General features: G+C 41.8%; 16 protein-coding genes. 8 read left to right on the forward strand and 8 right to left on the reverse strand.

Annotated elements, in window-relative coordinates; translation table 11 throughout:
• The first annotated feature begins 39 nt into the window (after window positions 1-39).
• The 3 genes from GO009_RS03980 to GO009_RS03990 all read left to right on the forward strand — a co-directional run bounded on the left by GO009_RS03980 (window position 40) and on the right by GO009_RS03990 (window position 1498).
• The gene (locus GO009_RS03980) at window positions 40-510 is read left to right on the forward strand and encodes an Lrp/AsnC ligand binding domain-containing protein (RefSeq protein ID WP_163624923.1); all 471 of its coding nucleotides are present in this window, start codon (window positions 40-42) and stop codon (window positions 508-510) included.
• Window positions 511-549: 39 nt separating this feature from the next.
• Window positions 550-870, forward strand: a complete 321-nt coding sequence (locus tag GO009_RS03985) for a hypothetical protein (protein ID WP_163624924.1) — start codon at window positions 550-552, stop codon at window positions 868-870.
• A gap of 109 nt (window positions 871-979) precedes the next feature.
• Window positions 980-1498: a ferritin gene (locus GO009_RS03990; RefSeq protein WP_163624925.1), complete on the forward strand. Its 519-nt coding sequence runs from the start codon at window positions 980-982 to the stop codon at window positions 1496-1498.
• Window positions 1499-1567: 69 nt separating this feature from the next.
• On the opposite strand, the gene GO009_RS03995 is transcribed toward GO009_RS03990, so the two are convergent.
• The 3 genes from GO009_RS03995 to leuS form a co-directional block, all read right to left on the reverse strand.
• The gene (locus tag GO009_RS03995; protein WP_163624926.1) at window positions 1568-2269 is read right to left on the reverse strand and encodes a zinc metallopeptidase; all 702 of its coding nucleotides are present in this window, start codon (window positions 2267-2269) and stop codon (window positions 1568-1570) included.
• A gap of 97 nt (window positions 2270-2366) precedes the next feature.
• Window positions 2367-3467: an alanine dehydrogenase gene (ald, locus tag GO009_RS04000; protein ID WP_163624927.1), complete on the reverse strand. Its 1101-nt coding sequence runs from the start codon at window positions 3465-3467 to the stop codon at window positions 2367-2369.
• A 288-nt stretch (window positions 3468-3755) separates the two neighbouring features.
• Window positions 3756-6998: a leucine--tRNA ligase gene (leuS, locus tag GO009_RS04005; protein ID WP_163625080.1), complete on the reverse strand. Its 3243-nt coding sequence runs from the start codon at window positions 6996-6998 to the stop codon at window positions 3756-3758.
• A gap of 189 nt (window positions 6999-7187) precedes the next feature.
• On the opposite strand from leuS, the gene GO009_RS04010 reads away from it, so the two are divergent.
• The 5 genes from GO009_RS04010 to GO009_RS04030 are packed head-to-tail and all read left to right on the forward strand — an operon-like array spanning window position 7188 to window position 10642.
• On the forward strand, window positions 7188-8066 hold the full coding sequence (locus GO009_RS04010; protein ID WP_163624928.1) for an ABC transporter permease: 879 nt from the start codon (window positions 7188-7190) through the stop codon (window positions 8064-8066).
• A 9-nt stretch (window positions 8067-8075) separates the two neighbouring features.
• Complete coding sequence (locus tag GO009_RS04015) at window positions 8076-8342, forward strand: DUF3098 domain-containing protein (RefSeq protein WP_163624929.1); 267 nt, start codon at window positions 8076-8078, stop codon at window positions 8340-8342.
• A gap of 1 nt (window position 8343) precedes the next feature.
• Window positions 8344-9138 (forward strand): undecaprenyl-diphosphate phosphatase, encoded by a 795-nt coding sequence (locus tag GO009_RS04020; RefSeq protein ID WP_163624930.1) that lies wholly within the window; start codon window positions 8344-8346, stop codon window positions 9136-9138.
• 31 nt (window positions 9139-9169) lie between these two features.
• Window positions 9170-9874: a tRNA pseudouridine(55) synthase TruB gene (truB, locus tag GO009_RS04025; protein ID WP_163624931.1), complete on the forward strand. Its 705-nt coding sequence runs from the start codon at window positions 9170-9172 to the stop codon at window positions 9872-9874.
• A 48-nt stretch (window positions 9875-9922) separates the two neighbouring features.
• Entirely contained in the window at window positions 9923-10642 is a 720-nt protein-coding gene (locus tag GO009_RS04030) for an energy transducer TonB (protein ID WP_163624932.1), read from the forward strand.
• Here GO009_RS04030 and GO009_RS04035 read toward each other — a convergent pair.
• From GO009_RS04035 to GO009_RS04055, 5 genes are all read right to left on the reverse strand, one after another.
• Window positions 10625-11245 carry a thioredoxin family protein gene (locus GO009_RS04035; RefSeq protein ID WP_163624933.1) on the reverse strand — a complete coding sequence of 207 codons (621 nt, stop codon included), beginning with the start codon at window positions 11243-11245 and terminating at the stop codon, window positions 10625-10627. The two genes, GO009_RS04030 and GO009_RS04035, sit on opposite strands and share 18 nt — an antisense overlap.
• Before the next feature lie 229 nt (window positions 11246-11474).
• Window positions 11475-12890: a TolC family protein gene (locus tag GO009_RS04040; RefSeq protein ID WP_163624934.1), complete on the reverse strand. Its 1416-nt coding sequence runs from the start codon at window positions 12888-12890 to the stop codon at window positions 11475-11477.
• Entirely contained in the window at window positions 12874-14229 is a 1356-nt protein-coding gene (locus tag GO009_RS04045; protein ID WP_163624935.1) for an HlyD family secretion protein, read from the reverse strand. Before GO009_RS04045 ends, GO009_RS04040 begins: the two co-directional genes overlap by 17 nt.
• A gap of 5 nt (window positions 14230-14234) precedes the next feature.
• On the reverse strand, window positions 14235-15902 hold the full coding sequence (locus GO009_RS04050; RefSeq protein ID WP_163624936.1) for a peptidase domain-containing ABC transporter: 1668 nt from the start codon (window positions 15900-15902) through the stop codon (window positions 14235-14237).
• Window positions 15895-16581, reverse strand: coding sequence for a TetR/AcrR family transcriptional regulator (locus GO009_RS04055; protein WP_203532331.1), 687 nt, complete (start codon window positions 16579-16581; stop codon window positions 15895-15897). Before GO009_RS04055 ends, GO009_RS04050 begins: the two co-directional genes overlap by 8 nt.
• Window positions 16582-16695: the final 114 nt, after the last annotated feature.

Below are 16695 nucleotides of genomic sequence, written 5' to 3' on the forward strand. Positions count from 1 at the left end.
GATTTTCAATACCTTTAACTTCAAATTAAAATCATTGTTGTGAAAAACAATAACAATTCAGTTAAAATTGACGGTATTGATAAAAAAATCCTAAGATACCTGATGGAGGATGCGCGTAAACCTATCCTCGAAATTGCCAGAAACATAGGAATTTCAGGTGCTGCCATCCACCAAAGGTTACGTAAACTGGAAAGTTCCGGTCTTATAGCGGGCTCCAAGTTTGTTATCAATCCAAAGATACTGGGCTACTCCACCATGGCCTATATTGGAATTTATCTGGACAAAGCCATGGCAAATCCCAGGGCGGTTAGGCAATTAGAAGAAATTCCAGAAGTTTTGGAATGCCATTACACCACAGGAAATTGGTCCATTCTTATAAAAGTGCTCTGTAGGGACAACGAACACTTAATGCAGGTGCTCAACAAAAAAATACAACAAATAGAAGGTGTTTCACGTACCGAGACCTTTATTTCCCTAAACCAGCAAATTGATCGTCAAATACAGATCTGATATTTGTATTGAATCTAAATAAACATTACATTTGCCCCCATGAATGTAATATTTCAATCCACATATTACACCTTGTATCAAGCTGCCAACGAACGCTGTTATTATATAGATTTCGGGCAGAAATTGGTTCGCATGTCTTTATGCCAACTACTTTCACTTCGCCATAAAGTGAACACTATTGCAATTGAGAACCATTTTGACAGCGATTTGAATGCCCACGGGTTTGAGGTTCTTATGCTATGCAACAAAGAGCATCTTTTTATCCTCAATACCTTGGAGGTACTGGACCTTAAAAACCTTGTGGATCATGGTTTTGTTGCTATAGGTCTTTCTGCAAAAACTGAAGTACTAAGTCAGTAACGCTATTATTTTTATCCAGTCTTAGTTCTCTTTTAAATAAAGAGTTAACTCTTTTTAAACAGATAAAATTCTGTAACTTTATAGAACAATTATACTTGAAATTTACACCATGAAAGATATAGCAAGACAAAGTATGAGCATTAAAGTGGAATCCATGGATTTGCTCAACGGACAAATAAAAATGGAAGCCCATGCCTCTGCCACTTATTTGGCCATGGCCTCTTGGTGCGAACAGAACGGTTTTTTTACCAGCGCCAAGTTTTTCTTTAAACAGGCCGAAGAGGAACGGGAGCATATGATGAAGATTTTCAACTTTTTGGTTGATACGGGAGGTAACCCCATTTCACCTGAGGTAACCAATATTAATCATGATTATTCATCTATTACAGATGTTTTTGAATCTACCTTGGAACACGAGGTTAAAGTGACAAAATCCATTCACAATATTGTGAAGAAAGCCCGTGAAGCTGGTGATATTGCCACTGAACGTTTCTTGGATTGGTTTGTAATGGAACAAATTGAAGAAGAGAACACCGTTAGGGATATCTTGGACATGATAGAAGTTACCGGCACAGAAGGTGTAGGTCTCCAAATGATCGATAACCAAGTCGCCAATTGGATTGAGTAATCCATCAAATATGAAATAGAAAAAGGGGCCGCTTGGCCCCTTTTTTATTGAATAGCTTTACAACTATCCTTAATCTCTTCCCCCGAACACCTGAACAGCCCAGTACATCAAAGACGCTAGCGCACCTAAAGCAGCAACCACATAAGTCCTTGCAGCCCATTTCAGGGCATCTTCTGCACCTGAATATTCTTCTTGGCTTACCATATTCTTCTGCTTTAACCAAACCAATGCCCTTTTGCTGGCATCGTACTCCACGGGCAGGGTTATAAAACTGAACAAGGTCGCGAAGCCCATCATAATAAGACCAGCTACCGCGATATAAAAACCGATACCGCCGGCGACACCTGTTGCAGCCATCAACATAATACCTCCAAAAACCACCCAAGTGGACATTCCAGAGGTAACACTTACCATAGGAACCAATTTGGAACGCATGGTCAACCATTCATACGCTTGTGCGTGTTGCACCGCATGTCCGCATTCGTGTGCAGCCACCGCAGCGGCAGAAGCATTGCGCTGATTGTAGACGCCTTCACTAAGGTTGACCGTTTTGTTTTTAGGGTTGTAGTGGTCCGTAAGCATACCGGGAGTGGAAATTACCTTTACATCTCGGATTCCGTGATCATCAAGCATTTTCTGGGCAATTTCTGCCCCGCTCATGCCATTTCGTAAATGAACCTTTGAATATTTTTTGAACTTGCTCTTCAAGCGGCTGCTCACCAACCAGCTGACCAGGGCAATTCCACCGATCAATATATAATATGTCATCATAGTCTTAAATCTTTTATATCAGTATAAATATACCATATAAAAGCAAAAACCCCGCCAAATTATGGCAGGGCTCTTTTACTGTCAAAATGTTAGTTTATTAAGCTAGTACTGGCTCCAGCTTAAAAGTTTCGGCAATTTCGTTGTAAACGATCTCCCCTTCAACAATATTCAATCCTTTTTCCAAGGATCTATCCAACTTGCAGGCACTTCGCCATCCCATATTGGCCAATTTTAGCACATAGGGCAGTGTTACATTCGTCAAGGCAACAGTAGAAGTATAAGGCACTGCCCCTGGCATATTGGCTACACAGTAATGGACCACGTCATCTATAATATAAATGGGGTCCTCATGGGTTGTTGGCTTGGTGGTTTCCACGCATCCGCCTTGATCTACCGCTACATCTACAATAACGGTTCCTGGATGCATATCCTTGAGCATGTCCCTAGTAATCAAGTTAGGGGCCTTGGCTCCTTTTAAAAGGACACCACCGATAATTAAATCGTTTGTTTTTATATGTTTTCTGATATTGAACTCGTTCGAAAATCCGGTCACCACATGGCTTGGCATAATGTCGTTCACATATCTGAGACGTTTCATGTTCACATCCAAAATGGTTACTTGGGCACCCAATCCTGCTGCCATTTTAGCAGCCTGAATGCCTACGGTTCCAGCCCCAAGGACCAAAACCCGTCCTGGGGACACTCCGGGCACCCCTCCCAAAAGCACACCTTTGCCTTTTACTGGTTTTTCCAAATATTTGGCTCCCTGCTGAATGGCCATTCTACCCGCAACTTCGGACATTGGTGTTAATAATGGCAAAGTACCGTCTTCGTCTTCCACGGTTTCATAAGCAATACAAATGGACTTGCTTTTGATCATGGCCCTGGTCAACGCCTCACTGGAAGCAAAATGAAAATAGGTGAAGACAATTTGTCCTTCTTGAATCAAATTATATTCCTCGGCAATGGGCTCCTTCACCTTAACGATCATGTCGCTCATGGCATATACCTGGCCAATCGTATCCAAAATAGTAGCCCCGGCCTGTTGGTAATCCTGATTAAAAAAACCACTTCCCTCACCTGCGCCGGATTGCACATATACGGTGTGGTTGTTTTTTACCAATTCAAATACTCCGGCTGGCGTCATGCCTACCCGGCTCTCGTTGTTTTTGATTTCTTTAGGTATACCAACAGTCATAACTATGGTGTTTTTTGGTTACTGGGGTCAAAGTTGAATAAAAAAATTAGATTAAAACATAAAAATTCGATAAAAAACAGGGGGTAAAGGTCAAAATAAACGTTTTTTAACATTTATACCCCTTAATCTATAGGGGTATATAGGTATAAAACCTATAAATAATTATTATACCCTATAATTTTAGGGGTTGAACTTGTTTAAAATAAAAAAGCATGCCGGTCGGCATGCTTTTTTAGGGCTATTATATGTTTTTGTTAAAAATTTTCGGCTAATAATCCAGTTTTACGATTAACCTACAATATTCACAATCTTTCCGGGCACTACGATTACCTTTTTAGGGGAACGACCCTGTAATTGCTCTTTTGTTTTTTCGTGGGCCATTACAGCGGCCTCGATTTCATCCTTGCCCATATCCAACGGCAACTCCATCTTGAAGCGCATTTTTCCGTTAAAGGAAATAGGATATTCCTTGCTGCTCTCCACCAAGTACTTTTCCTCAAACTTAGGGAACGGTGCTTCGGCAATAGAAGCTGCATTACCTAAACGACTCCAAAGCTCTTCAGCAATGTGAGGTGCATAAGGTGATACCAAAATAGCAAGTGGTTCCAAAATAGCTTTGCTAGTACATTTTTGTGATGTCAACTCGTTGACACAGATCATAAAAGTGGAAACGGAAGTGTTGAACGAGAAGTTCTCGATATCCTCTTCCACTTTTTTGATGGTCTTGTGCAAAGTTTTCAAGTTTTCGGCGGTGGGTTCCGCTTCGGCTCCGCTCAGCGACCCATCTATGAAAGGGGAATAGAGCTTCCATAATTTTTTAAGGAAGGAATGTACTCCGGTAATACCTGCCGTATTCCAAGGTTTGGATTGCTCCAAAGGCCCCAAGAACATTTCGTACAAACGAAGGGAATCCGCCCCGTACTCCTCACAAATGGCATCCGGGTTAACGACATTGTATTTGGATTTGGACATTTTTTCCACTTCACGGCCCACAATGTATTTTCCATCTTCTAGTATGAATTCAGCATCTTTATATTCCGGTTGCCATTCTTTAAATGCCTCAACATCCAGTTCATCCGATGCGTTCACCAAAGAAACATCGGCGTGGATAGGAACAACATTCTTACCATCAATCAAACCTTTCGAGTACAACTTATTGGAATCCAGCTCCCGATACACGAAAGCACTCGTCCCGGTAATCATTCCTTGATTAATCAGCTTTTGGGCAAATTCATCTTTGGGCACATACCCCATATCAAACATAAACTTCTGCCAAAAACGGGAGTACAACAAGTGGCCCGTAGCGTGCTCGCTACCTCCGATATATAAGTCCACATCTTGCCAATAGTTGATGGCCTCGGGAGAGAAAATAGCGTCATCGTTCCGTGGATCCATATACCTATTAAAGTATTGGGAACTTCCCGCCCAACCTGGCATCGTGTTCAATTCCAAAGGAAAAATGGTCTTGTGATCAATCAAATCATTGGAAACGACTTCATTTTTATCGGTATTCCAGGCCCATTCCGTAGCGTTGCCCAATGGTGGCTCGCCTGTTTCGGTAGGGAGGTATTTTTCAACTTCGGGCAATTGCAAGGGCAAATGCTCCACATCGATCATCTGCGGCATGCCATCCACATAATACACGGGGAAGGGTTCTCCCCAATACCGCTGACGGCTAAATACGGCATCACGTAGTCGGTAGTTGACTTTGCCTTCGCCGTGCCCGATTCTTTCCAATTCAGCAATGATTTTCTTCATGGCATCTTTATAAGGAAGACCATTCAAAAAGTCGGAATTGGCAATAACCGTAGTTTCTTTATCGGCAAATGCCTCTTCGGAAACATCGACCCCTTCAAAGATATTTGGAATAGGTATTTGATAGTGTGTTGCAAAGTCATGATCACGCTGGTCACCACAGGGCACTGCCATAACCGCTCCCGTTCCATAACTGGCCAACACGTAGTCGCCAATCCAGATGGGAATGGGCTCTTTGGTGAACGGATGCTCTGCATAAGCTCCAGTAAACACCCCCGAAATGGTTTTTACATCGGCCATACGGTCACGCTCGGAACGTTTTGCCGTGGCTTCCACATAAGCATCCACCTCAGCTTTTTGTTCTGGCGTAGTGATTTTGGCCACCAACTCGTGCTCTGGGGCCAAGGTCATAAAACTAACTCCGAAAATGGTGTCAGGTCGGGTGGTGAAGACTTCTATTTGATATGGGTGATTATCCCCTCCCCAGCCCTCCCCTGTGGAGAGGGAGTCTAAAACGTCTTCTATCTTTTTTATGACGTTTTCTAGATTTGAGATAACCTCTTCATTGGTGAAACGGATAACCGTAAACCCTTTTTTCTGTTCCAATTCCAATGTCCGTTGAGCATCTTTATCCAACTGGTAGTCGTGGATTTTTCCATCAACTTCAATAATCAGCTTTTTCTCAAGACATATGAAATCAACGATATACTTGTAAACCGGATGCTGCCTTCTAAACTTGACATCAAGATTTTTTCTTCTCAATGCTTGCCACAATTTGTCCTCGGCAGGCGTTGGGTTCTTTCGCATTTCTTTAGCCCGATCCAACAAAATTCCAATCATTGACGAATCGCCTGTCAATCTTGCACTGGCTCCCCCTCCGCTGGAGGGGGTTGGGGGGAGGACATTAAAAGTAACCGAAGCCCCAACGGAACGACCAATCCAGTTGGTTTGGGAATCCTTTAAAGGTTGTGGCCAATCAATTTTGTCCAAACCGTCCAACAAACGCTGGGCATACGCGGTAATGCGCATACTCCATTGCGTCATTTTTTTACGAACCACGGGATGACCGCCACGCTCTGAAACACCATTTACAATTTCATCGTTGGCCAAAACGGTTCCCAAGGCAGGACACCAGTTGACTTCGGTATCGGCCAAATAGGTCAATCTATATTTCAATAGAATTTCTTGCTTTTCCTTATCGGAATAGCCATTCCAAGTTGCTGCATCAAAGCTTGGGGTATCATCATCACAAGTTGCTTCGACATTGGCATTTCCTTCTTTTTCAAAAATGGAAATCAAACTGGAAATGTTTTCCGCTTTGTCGGATTTCTTGTTGTACCACGCATTGAACAATTGGATAAAAATCCATTGTGTCCATTTATAATATTGAGGGTTGGAGGTACGCACTTCGCGGCTCCAATCAAAAGAAAAACCGAGCTGATCTAACTGCTCACGGTATCTGTTGATGTTGTTTTCCGTAGTGATCGCAGGGTGCTGCCCTGTTTGAATCGCATACTGCTCCGCAGGCAACCCAAAGGAATCGTAGCCCATGGGGTGCAACACATTGAACCCCTTATGCCTTTTGTAACGCGAATAGATGTCCGTGGCAATGTACCCCAGCGGGTGTCCTACGTGCAACCCTGCCCCAGATGGGTAAGGGAACATCGACAATGCATAAAATTTAGGTTTATCGGAATCGTTGGATGCCTTAAAAGTTTCATTTTCTGCCCAATACTTTTGCCATTTGGCCTCAATCTCGCGGAAATTGTAATTCATCATTCGTATTTCATGGTCAATTCATGTCACATCGAGCGCAGTCGAGATGTCTCCAAGAAAAAAGAGATTTCTCGTCCTCCCGAAAAGGACTCGAAATGACAAAATTTTGAATCTATTTTCGTGTGCAAAAATAGGTTTAATCCCCTAAATACAATTTACTTTTCTATTTTTACGTACTGATTCTACTATATGAGCCAATATATTGAACGATATCAGCGACGAAAACTGATTTCCTCCTACTTTTCCGTGGCTTTGAGCATTGCCCTGGTCCTGTTTCTTTTGGGTGTTTTGGGCCTTTTGGTGCTCAATACCAAAAAATTGGCGGATCATTTTAAGGAGCAGATCACAATTTCGGTGTTTTTGAAGGACAACGCAAAGCCTGTGGAAATAGATCAACTACAGAAAAGTTTGACCCTTGCGGAGTACACCAAGTCAGCCGAATATATTTCCAAAGAAGATGCGGCAGAGCAATACAGCGAGGATATTGGAGAAAATTTTGAAGAGTTTTTGGGCTACAATCCGCTAAAAAATTCCATCGATGTGAACTTGAAGGCCGATTTTGTCTCTTCCCAACAAATTGATGAGATTGCAGAGGAACTAGCAGCCAAGGCCTACGTGGACGAGGTAAGCTACGACAAACCCTTGATTTCGCTTCTGAACAACAATGCAAGGAAAATCAGTCTATGGATTCTGGTAGCTAGTGCCGTGTTCACGCTCATTGCGGTGTTGTTAATCAACAGCTCCATCCGTTTGTCCATTTATTCCAAACGTTTCATCATCAAAACCATGCAGATGGTGGGAGCCACCAAAACATTTATTCGAAGACCATTTATTTGGACGAATATTAAGCTAGGAATGGTCGGAGCCGTTGTGGCCTTGATCGGGCTAGGGGTTTTGGTATATTATATAGACAAAAATTTTCCTGAACTGAGCTTGCTTCAAGACTATATTGTACTTATTATTTTGTTCGTTGGGGTGTTTGGGCTAGGGGTGATTATTTCATGGGCCAGCACCCATTTTGCTACACAACGCTTTTTAAACCTGAGAACGGACGATCTTTATTATTAACTTTGCAGCATGAGCAAGAAAAACAACAACGGCAAAAAACCACCTAAAGACTTTGTTTTCCAAAAGAAAAACTACCTCTTTCTATTTATAGGTATTGCCTTTATTGCCCTCGGGTTTATTTTGATGAGCGGTGGTGGAAGCGACGACCCCGAAGTATTCAATCCTGAGATATACAATTTTAGAAGAATCCGCCTTGCACCGACCTTGATTCTTATCGGTCTTGGCATTCAGGTGTACGCCATTTTGTTGAACCCTCACAAGAAAAACAAGGAGTAATTTGGAGATAATCGATGCTATAATCCTTGGAATCATACAGGGATTGACCGAATTTTTGCCTGTTTCCTCCAGCGGTCACTTAGAATTGGGAAAAGCCATTTTGGGAGCTCAAGCCGTTCCCGAAGAAAGTTTGTTGTTCACGGTAGTGCTTCATTTTGCAACCGCATTAAGTACCTTGGTGGTATTCCGAAAAGATGTTTTTGAAATACTGAAAGGCCTGTTTCAATTTAAATGGAACGAGGAAACTCAATTCTCTTTAAAAATCATCATCTCCATGATTCCCGCCGCTTTGGTCGGTCTTTTTTTGAATGACTTTATCGAAGTATTCTTTGATGGTGCCATTGTGATTGTCGGCATTATGTTGGTAATCACGGCATTTTTGCTGTATTTGGCAGATTTGGCCAAGACCACGGATAAAAATGTATCCTTCCGCAGTGCTTTTGTCATAGGAATGGCACAGGCCGTAGCCATACTTCCAGGAATTTCTCGAAGTGGAGCAACTATTTCGGCTGCCGTACTTTTGGGTGTGGACAAAACAAAATCGGCCCGTTTCTCCTTTTTGATGGTGGTTCCATTAATCTTGGGAAAAGTGGCCAAAGATGTGATGGGTGGCGATATTGCTTTTCACGGCGACCAAGCCGTAGCCATGGGTGCTGGTTTTATCGCAGCTTTTATCGCAGGATTGGCTGCCTGTACCTGGATGATTAAATTGGTACGCCAGAGCAAGCTTACCTATTTTGCCATTTACTGTTTGATCGTAGGGTTGATTGCCCTTGCGTGGAGCATTTGGGGATAGATCAGTATATTTGCCCCAAAACCCCAAGTTTTTGAACACCAAAGAAGATTTTTTAAACGGTCAAATCCTTTTGATTGATAAACCGCTGGAGTGGACGTCCTTCCAAGCGGTAAATGCGCTCAAATGGGCCATTCGTAAAAAATTTGGCCTTAAAAAGATAAAAATAGGTCATGCAGGAACATTGGACCCTTTGGCCACAGGGCTGTTGATTATCTGCACGGGGAAGTTCACTAAAAAAATCCCACAGCTTCAAGGACAAGTAAAAGAATATACGGGCACTTTCACAATTGGTAGCACTACGCCATCCTACGATTTGGAGACCGAAGTGAATGAGACCTTTCCCATAGAACATATCACGGATGCATCCATCAAAGAAGCCACAACACAATTCTTGGGCGAAATTGACCAAGTACCCCCCATTTTTTCAGCATTAAAAAAAGATGGTAAGCGACTCTATGAATTGGCCCGAGAAGGAAAAAAAGTTGAAGTAAAATCAAGAAAAATAGAAATTCTTGAATTTGAGATTACCCGAATCGCCCTTCCCGAAGTTGATTTTCGAGTAGTGTGCAGCAAAGGGACCTACATTCGTTCCTTGGCTCACGATTTTGGCAAAGCTTTGGGCTCAGGAGCTCATTTATCCAAGCTCCGAAGAACCAAAATAGGGGATTTCAACGTAGATAATGCTACAAGCCCCAATGTTTTCAAGGAAAAACTTGAAGTAAATACCTCGACCTAGGCCAGTTGGGATAAAATATTTTTGCAAAAAAGCGGTTATAGTAAAACCATGAACTTAAATAGGCGTCAATTATCTCTTTTGATTACCTTCTTCTCTATGTCCATAGTGATATTATTACTTTTTAATATTCACTTGGGAGGCATAAAGGAAGATGAGTACGTTATTGAAATGAGCTTGGCCGATGAGGATATTGAAGAACTTCTTAAAGAGGAAGAAGAACGATTGGAAGAAATGGCCGCCAACAACAACCCCATAAAAAGCCATATGGCCGTTAATGAAACCGCTAAACCGAGCGTTGGAAACCCAGAGCCTTTAAAAACGTTGGAAGAGCTTATGGAGGAACGAGCCCTCAGTAGCGAAACAGGGGAATATGCCGATAACTCAGGTTTTGAGGAACAATTAAAACAGTTAAAGGCCCAGCGGGACGAGAAAAAAGAGAAATTAGGGGAACGCGATGCCCAAAAAGAAGAATTTACCGATTACCTAAAAGATAGGCGTACTTCCATTTCCTACTCCTTGGTCGAGCGAAATGCCCGCTCTCTACCTCCACCCATTTATACCTGTATTGAAGGCGGCAAGGTTGTGGTAAACATTACCGTGGACAACAACGGTTATGTAACCGAAGCCACATTCAACGATAAAAGTTCGGGAACGGACAATGGCTGTTTGGTAGACAATGCCATTGCCTATGCATTAAAAGCTCGTTTTAGCCCAGATTCCAAAGCATCACAAATTGGAACCATTACCTATCTATTTCAGAGCAAGTAATTCCAATATATCTTCCAGAATATTTTGCCCTTTGTTTTTATTGTACCAAACCTGAAGTTCTTGTTTGAACTCATCGGTAAGTTTTCCATGCTCTTTTTTGCAATCCTCCACCATTTGCGTGGCAATGCTTGGTCTTGGGCCCCACTCTCCTACGATTTCGTTTTTGGCTTTGTCCAAAACAATGACTTTGGGGATGGAACGAGCACCATTGGTAAGGAAAGTATCCATTAAATCCAAGCTTTCATCCCGCAAAACAACTTTCAGGGAAATATTGGGGCTTGCTTCGGCTACTTTATTAATGATGGGCAAACTGGCCGCCGCATCTCCGCACCAACTTTCCGTGAGTGCCAAAAACACCAACTCTTTGTCCAGAGACTTCAATTTTTGTTGGACATCCTCGGAGATCTTGAAGGTTTTCTCCCAACGGGCCATTCTACGTTCGCCTAGTTTGGTATAGTTGACCATAGCTTCGGACTGATTGGGGCCAGTGGATTTTTCCGTTTTGGCAAGTTGACTCACTAACTCACTGTACCTTGGGTAATCCATTCCCTTTGAAATGTATTCTTGAACTATCTCCAATCTATTTCGCTCCAATACTTCCATAAAAAATGTTTTTGCAAAAGTACCACCATCAATCTTCCTATTTGGTGACTTTTGTCATTGGTTGTTTTCACAACCTGTTCCTTACAATTTTGATGGCTTTCTATATGCCAAAAACCGTCAATTCGTATGAAATTCCAGTTCTCGATACAATTTCTCTCGGTTTCGACTTCGCTCAACCACCAAAAAATCACTTGAACTGACGAATCTCAATCATAATTGCAAAAGGTTCCTACAAGCTCTTGGGGTTTATGGCCAAACTCTTGAACAGCATGGCCTTGGTGTAAAAATATTTGTTCTGCATTTCGTTCCGTTTCAGGTAAGCATCGATTAATTTACTTTCCCTGGAATTGATCAAGAACAAGGAACTCTCCCCAAAACTGAATTTCCGCTCCTCGGCATTCAACATTGTGGAATAATCGTTCACTATATCCTTAATGAGCTGGTTTTGTTTGGTATAAGAGTCCAATTCATTGTATATAGCGATGACCTTGTTCTGTATTTCCACTTGGGCATTGTCCCTTTCATATTCCGCATCCCTAAGTTTAAATTTGGCCAATTTTAAATCTCCGCGCTCTTTCCGCAAAAAAATGGGCATCTGAAAACTCAATCCGGCCTTATAATTCTCGGTAACGAAGGAATTCATCAACTCGGGGGTTTCTGTTATAAAATTGTATTCTGCCTTTAATTTTGGCAATAATTTATTCGATTTTAAACGCTTGTCCACCGTCAACCCTTCTATCTTATAATCTAAAGATACAAGTTTGGGATGTGTTTCCAGATTAAAGCTATCCAATGGCACACCTTCTATTTCCAAGGTTGAATTGATGTCCATTTCTGGTTCCAAGTTTGGTCTTATACCTGGTTGAAGCTCTACTGGCACATCCTCGATCCATAAAAAATTACTGAGTTCCAATGATTTTTTCATCAATTTAACCTTGGCCTGCTGGTAGCCCAAATCCCTATTGCGAACGGCGATTTTAGCCTCTACGGTATCAATCATGGCAATATCGCCCGCCAAGGCGCTCTCTTTTATTCCCTGAAAACGTATTTCGGCATTTTCCAAAAAATCTTTGTATACCTCAGCATCTCTATAGGCTTGCAACCAATCAAAATAGGCGAGCGAAGCATTGTACAGAACCTTGTTTACCTGTAAATCTTGTTCTGCTTTGGACTGTTCCCTGAAAAATTTAGCCTTTCTCAGGGTGGCCATACGCTCGTTTATCCAAAACCCCTGCAACACGGACATGGACACTCCGGCACTGTACAGGCCGTCATCGGGCAAGGTTTCATCAGGATTTAGATAATATCCCTCATTCTGCTGAAAATTTCCCTTAAGCTCAATACCAAACCAAGTTGGGATTTTAAAAGTAGTGTTCAACCGATTCCAATATTCGGTTCCCTTAAACTCCTTTCTATCAAAATCCACCTCTACCTTGGGGTCAAAACCTCCTCTGGCTTTCATAAGTTCGGCCTGCCCAATAGCAATGTTCAATTGGGCTTGTTTGGCAATGGGATGGTATTTTTTTACATAGCCCAAGTACTCCTTAAACCCAAGTACCAAGGAATCTTGCTGCGCATAAAACAATTGCACAGAAAAGAAAAAGAGGGTACAGATTAAAAGTAGTCTTCTATTTCTTCTCAGCATTTGCACTCGTGTTTTGGGGTTGATAATAGTTTGGAGGGAAGCCATTGAGCTGTCTCCAGAGTTCGTACCAAATGGGAACATCTTCCAATAGAGCCATGGTACTGGCCCCAGAACCTACGCGAATATCTTTTGGCCAAGGAGCCTCTTCCTCGTCTGGGGCCAAAAGCACTCTATATTTACCATTTGGACTGATAAAGTTCTCAATGGCGACCACCTTACCTCCAAAGGTACCGTAGGAAACATTGGGCCAACCACTGAATACTATGGCAGGCCAACCATCAAACTGGATACGCACTTTTTCGTCCACATGAATCAATGGAAGGTCTATGGGGTCTACATAGGTTTCCACGGCAATATCATAATCCGATGGCATTATACCTACCAGTTGTGCGCCTTCTTTGAAGGTTTCCCCTATCCCAGACTGAATGGCCTTGGTAATATATCCATTTTGGGGAGCTCTTATGTAGAGCATCTTGTTCCTCATTTCGTAATTGGTGTACTGGTTCTCCAGTTTTGTTACCTGCGCTTCGGAATCAAATTGGTTGGATTGTGCCGTATAGAGATCACTCTGTGCTTTGGAAATTTTGTCGGAGTACTCTGCCCTTACCCTATTTATTTCCACCTGTGCATTGATCACATTGTTTTTACTGGCCAACAACTTGTTTTCTTGGCTTATAAGTTTTGCCTGGGTCTCTTGCAGTTTCAATCGTTTTTCTTCTACATCGGTGACCGCTTTTAACCCTTCTTCCTGTAATTTTTCGGTACGGTCGTACTGACGCTGGGCTATTAAAATGTTAGTCTTGGCCGCTTCAAGGTCAATGCTGTCACTTTCCACTTTCAATTTGGACTGCATTAGTTTGTTTCTGGCCTGTTCCAGTTTTAAGCCAAGTTCTTGATTAAGGGCTCTGATCTGTTGGTTCAAGGCTTTTACCTTTTCTTGGTACGATGTTACGGACATAGTTTTCGCCTTGATCTGTTGCCCGGTACGTTCGACCAGGTCAGGGTCGAAATACTCGCTTTTTATCTCTGATATAAACAGGATCGTATCGCCCTTTTCAACATAATCCCCTTCCCTAACATACCACTTCTCAATACGCCCAGGAATCGGAGATTGAATGGTTTGTGGTCTCTGATCGGGGGTCAACGTAGTAAGGTATCCCCTACCGGAAATATTCTGGGTCCACGGTAGGAACATCATCAAAAGCACTATAATGGAAAAAGATGCCAGAAAGCGGTTGAACTGCTTGTAGTGCCTTTTATGAAAGACTTTTTTACCTGCCTTATAGCCGGTAAGGTCTACTTTCTCGTTCAATTTATTATTTGAAGAAATGTTCAGCATGAACTTTATTTTACGTTAATCAATCTACCTTTATCCATTCGAATTACTTGATTGCAGCGACTTGCCCATTTTGGGTTTTCACTTACTACGACCAAGGCCCATCCGTTAGCAGGATCGGCCAAAAAGTCCATCATCCTTTCCGTATCTTCATCATTATATTGCTCCAAGGGATCCTTTAAGATCATTAGTTTTGGCCTGGTTACAATGCTCCGGGCCAATACAATTTTTCTGGAAATAAAATCAGGAATCTTTTTCCCTTCAGGATATAAAATGGTTTTAAGTCCTTGCGGCTGCTCTTTTACAAACTGTGTAAGACTTACTTTTTCGAGTGCCCAATACACATCTTCCATTGGAATATCTTTATTACCGAATGTAATATTATCCAATAGGGTTCCCTCAAATGGATATTCCTCGTTTAGGGAATGACCTAAATAGGAGCGGTATTGACTTAATTTTATTCCTTGGATGGCCACATTGTTCACATATATTTTTCCTTCATCCGGCTCTAGGATGCCGGCTATCATTCTTAGCAAGGTGGATCTTCCCGATCCGCTCTTTCCTTGTATCAATAATTTGGTATCTGGCCGGACGGTGAGCGATAAATGGTCTATTATCTTTTTGTCCATCCCTGGAACTTTGTAAACAATATCCTCAAGCTCTACTGTTAAGCCTTCGTTATCTTTAAATGGGGTTTCTCCGTTTTGGGGCTCTATTTCCTTATCCACGACCTGTCCCATTTTTTCCAAAGAGGTCAATAGGTCGTAAAACGTTTCGAGACCCAAGATCATTTTCTCAACAGAACTGATTACCAATAAAATAATGATTTCCGCCGCTACAAATTGACCAATGTTCATCTGCTGATCTAAGACCAACAAACCGCCAATCAACAATAGGCCTGCTGTAACCAAGACTTTAAAGCCTATCATTTGAATAAACTGTAAGACCAAGACCCTAAAGTGACTTTCCCTTGCTTCCAAATATTCATCGACCAGAGTATCGTTTTTGTCCAAGGCATGGGAGGTTTTTCCCGAAAGCTTAAAACTGACAATTGAACGGGCGATCTCTTGTACCCAATGTGCTACCTTATATTTGATTTTTGACTCGTCCAAACTGGTATCCAACCCCCTTTGTGCCGTAAACTTGAACACAATGTAAATGAGCAAAAGGAGCAATAAACCATAAATGATAAAGAAAGGATGGTAAAAAGATAGCAGCAACAGCCCAAATACGATCTGCAACAATGCCGCCGGAAAATCGATAAGTATTTTGGACAACGATTTTTGTACCGTAAGTGTATCAAAAAAACGATTGGCTAGCTCTGGTGGATAATAATATCGGAGTTCGCTCATTTTTATTTTTGGAAAACGGTAGGCAAACTCAAACGAAGACCTTGTAAAAATTTTCTGCTGAAGGTTTTCAATAATCCGTATTTGCATTAACTGGAGCATCCCCACAAATGCAACCCCAAGGGTAACCAATACCACGAGCACGATCCAAGATGTACTCACCCTGGCTCCCTGTATAAGGTTTATGATGGCCTGTATACCCAAGGGGAGCGATAGGTTGACCAATCCCGCAAAAATGGCGTAGTAAAATATTTGAAAAATGTCCTTTTTATCCAAGGCAAGCAGCCCCATTAACCGCTGCCAAGCTGTGAGTATTTGTTTAGCCATTTACTTTTTGATTTAGTGTCCGGAATATAAGGTCCGTAAAAAAGTCTGTAGGTGTAATTTTTTTGTTACAGTTTGTAAGTGTCGGAAAATGTGCCTTTAAAAAATACTGATGAAGCGAACCTTCCAAAACGGTACTGGCCAAACTTACGGGATATTCGTAATTTTCATCCACGGCCGAAATCATCTCGCTCAAGCGGTTTACCAATCTTTTACAAATAATAAAATAACCGTCCTTGCTCTCTTTGTTTATTTCTTTAACCAAATAGGATTTGGAATATTCATTGATAATAAGTCGGTTCAGTGCTACTTCGTTCACATGTGTAATTGAACTATCCTCCTCAACATTTTGGGTGAGGACCTCTATCGCTTTTTCCAATTTCTTGGCCGGGTCGGAGATACCGTTTGTGGCAAAGACCATGCGATATTCTACCCACCCCCAATACCAAGTGGCCAAATAGAGCAACAGCTTGTGCTTGTTCTCAAAATAGCGGTAAATGGAACTTTCGTTGGAACTGATCTTTACACCCAATTTTTTGAACGTAAAATTTTCAAACCCCATTTCATCGATCATCAAAATACTCTGTTCAACAATATTCTTCCCCAAAGTTGAAGATTCAGGATCCTTTATATAAAGCTTTTCATTGACCCCAATTTTAAGAGACTGCATCAATAACTCCATTACATCACTTTTAAAATATAGTCTCGCAAATATAAAAGTATTACTATTAATGTATAATACTTTAACTTTCAATTAACTCTCTTGTTTTTCCCTTATTTTTGATGGAAAAACAAA

It is taken from the genome of Allomuricauda sp. TY007 (assembly GCF_010468565.1).
Taxonomy (GTDB): domain Bacteria; phylum Bacteroidota; class Bacteroidia; order Flavobacteriales; family Flavobacteriaceae; genus Flagellimonas.

What these genes read in the sequence shown, in the direction of transcription:
- GO009_RS03985 (WP_163624924.1), top strand. Translation starts at nt 550, where the DNA reads ATGAATGTAATATTTCAATCCACATATTACACCTTGTATCAAGCTGCC.
- GO009_RS03990 (WP_163624925.1), top strand. Translation starts at nt 980, where the DNA reads ATGAAAGATATAGCAAGACAAAGTATGAGCATTAAAGTGGAATCCATG.
- GO009_RS03995 (WP_163624926.1), bottom strand. Translation starts at nt 2,269, where the DNA reads ATGATGACATATTATATATTGATCGGTGGAATTGCCCTGGTCAGCTGG.
- ald (WP_163624927.1), bottom strand. Translation starts at nt 3,467, where the DNA reads ATGACTGTTGGTATACCTAAAGAAATCAAAAACAACGAGAGCCGGGTA.
- leuS (WP_163625080.1), bottom strand. Translation starts at nt 6,998, where the DNA reads ATGAATTACAATTTCCGCGAGATTGAGGCCAAATGGCAAAAGTATTGG.
- GO009_RS04010 (WP_163624928.1), top strand. Translation starts at nt 7,188, where the DNA reads ATGAGCCAATATATTGAACGATATCAGCGACGAAAACTGATTTCCTCC.
- GO009_RS04015 (WP_163624929.1), top strand. Translation starts at nt 8,076, where the DNA reads ATGAGCAAGAAAAACAACAACGGCAAAAAACCACCTAAAGACTTTGTT.
- GO009_RS04030 (WP_163624932.1), top strand. Translation starts at nt 9,923, where the DNA reads ATGAACTTAAATAGGCGTCAATTATCTCTTTTGATTACCTTCTTCTCT.
- GO009_RS04035 (WP_163624933.1), bottom strand. Translation starts at nt 11,245, where the DNA reads ATGGAAGTATTGGAGCGAAATAGATTGGAGATAGTTCAAGAATACATT.
- GO009_RS04040 (WP_163624934.1), bottom strand. Translation starts at nt 12,890, where the DNA reads ATGCTGAGAAGAAATAGAAGACTACTTTTAATCTGTACCCTCTTTTTC.
- GO009_RS04045 (WP_163624935.1), bottom strand. Translation starts at nt 14,229, where the DNA reads ATGCTGAACATTTCTTCAAATAATAAATTGAACGAGAAAGTAGACCTT.
- GO009_RS04050 (WP_163624936.1), bottom strand. Translation starts at nt 15,902, where the DNA reads ATGGCTAAACAAATACTCACAGCTTGGCAGCGGTTAATGGGGCTGCTT.
- GO009_RS04055 (WP_203532331.1), bottom strand. Translation starts at nt 16,581, where the DNA reads ATGGAGTTATTGATGCAGTCTCTTAAAATTGGGGTCAATGAAAAGCTT.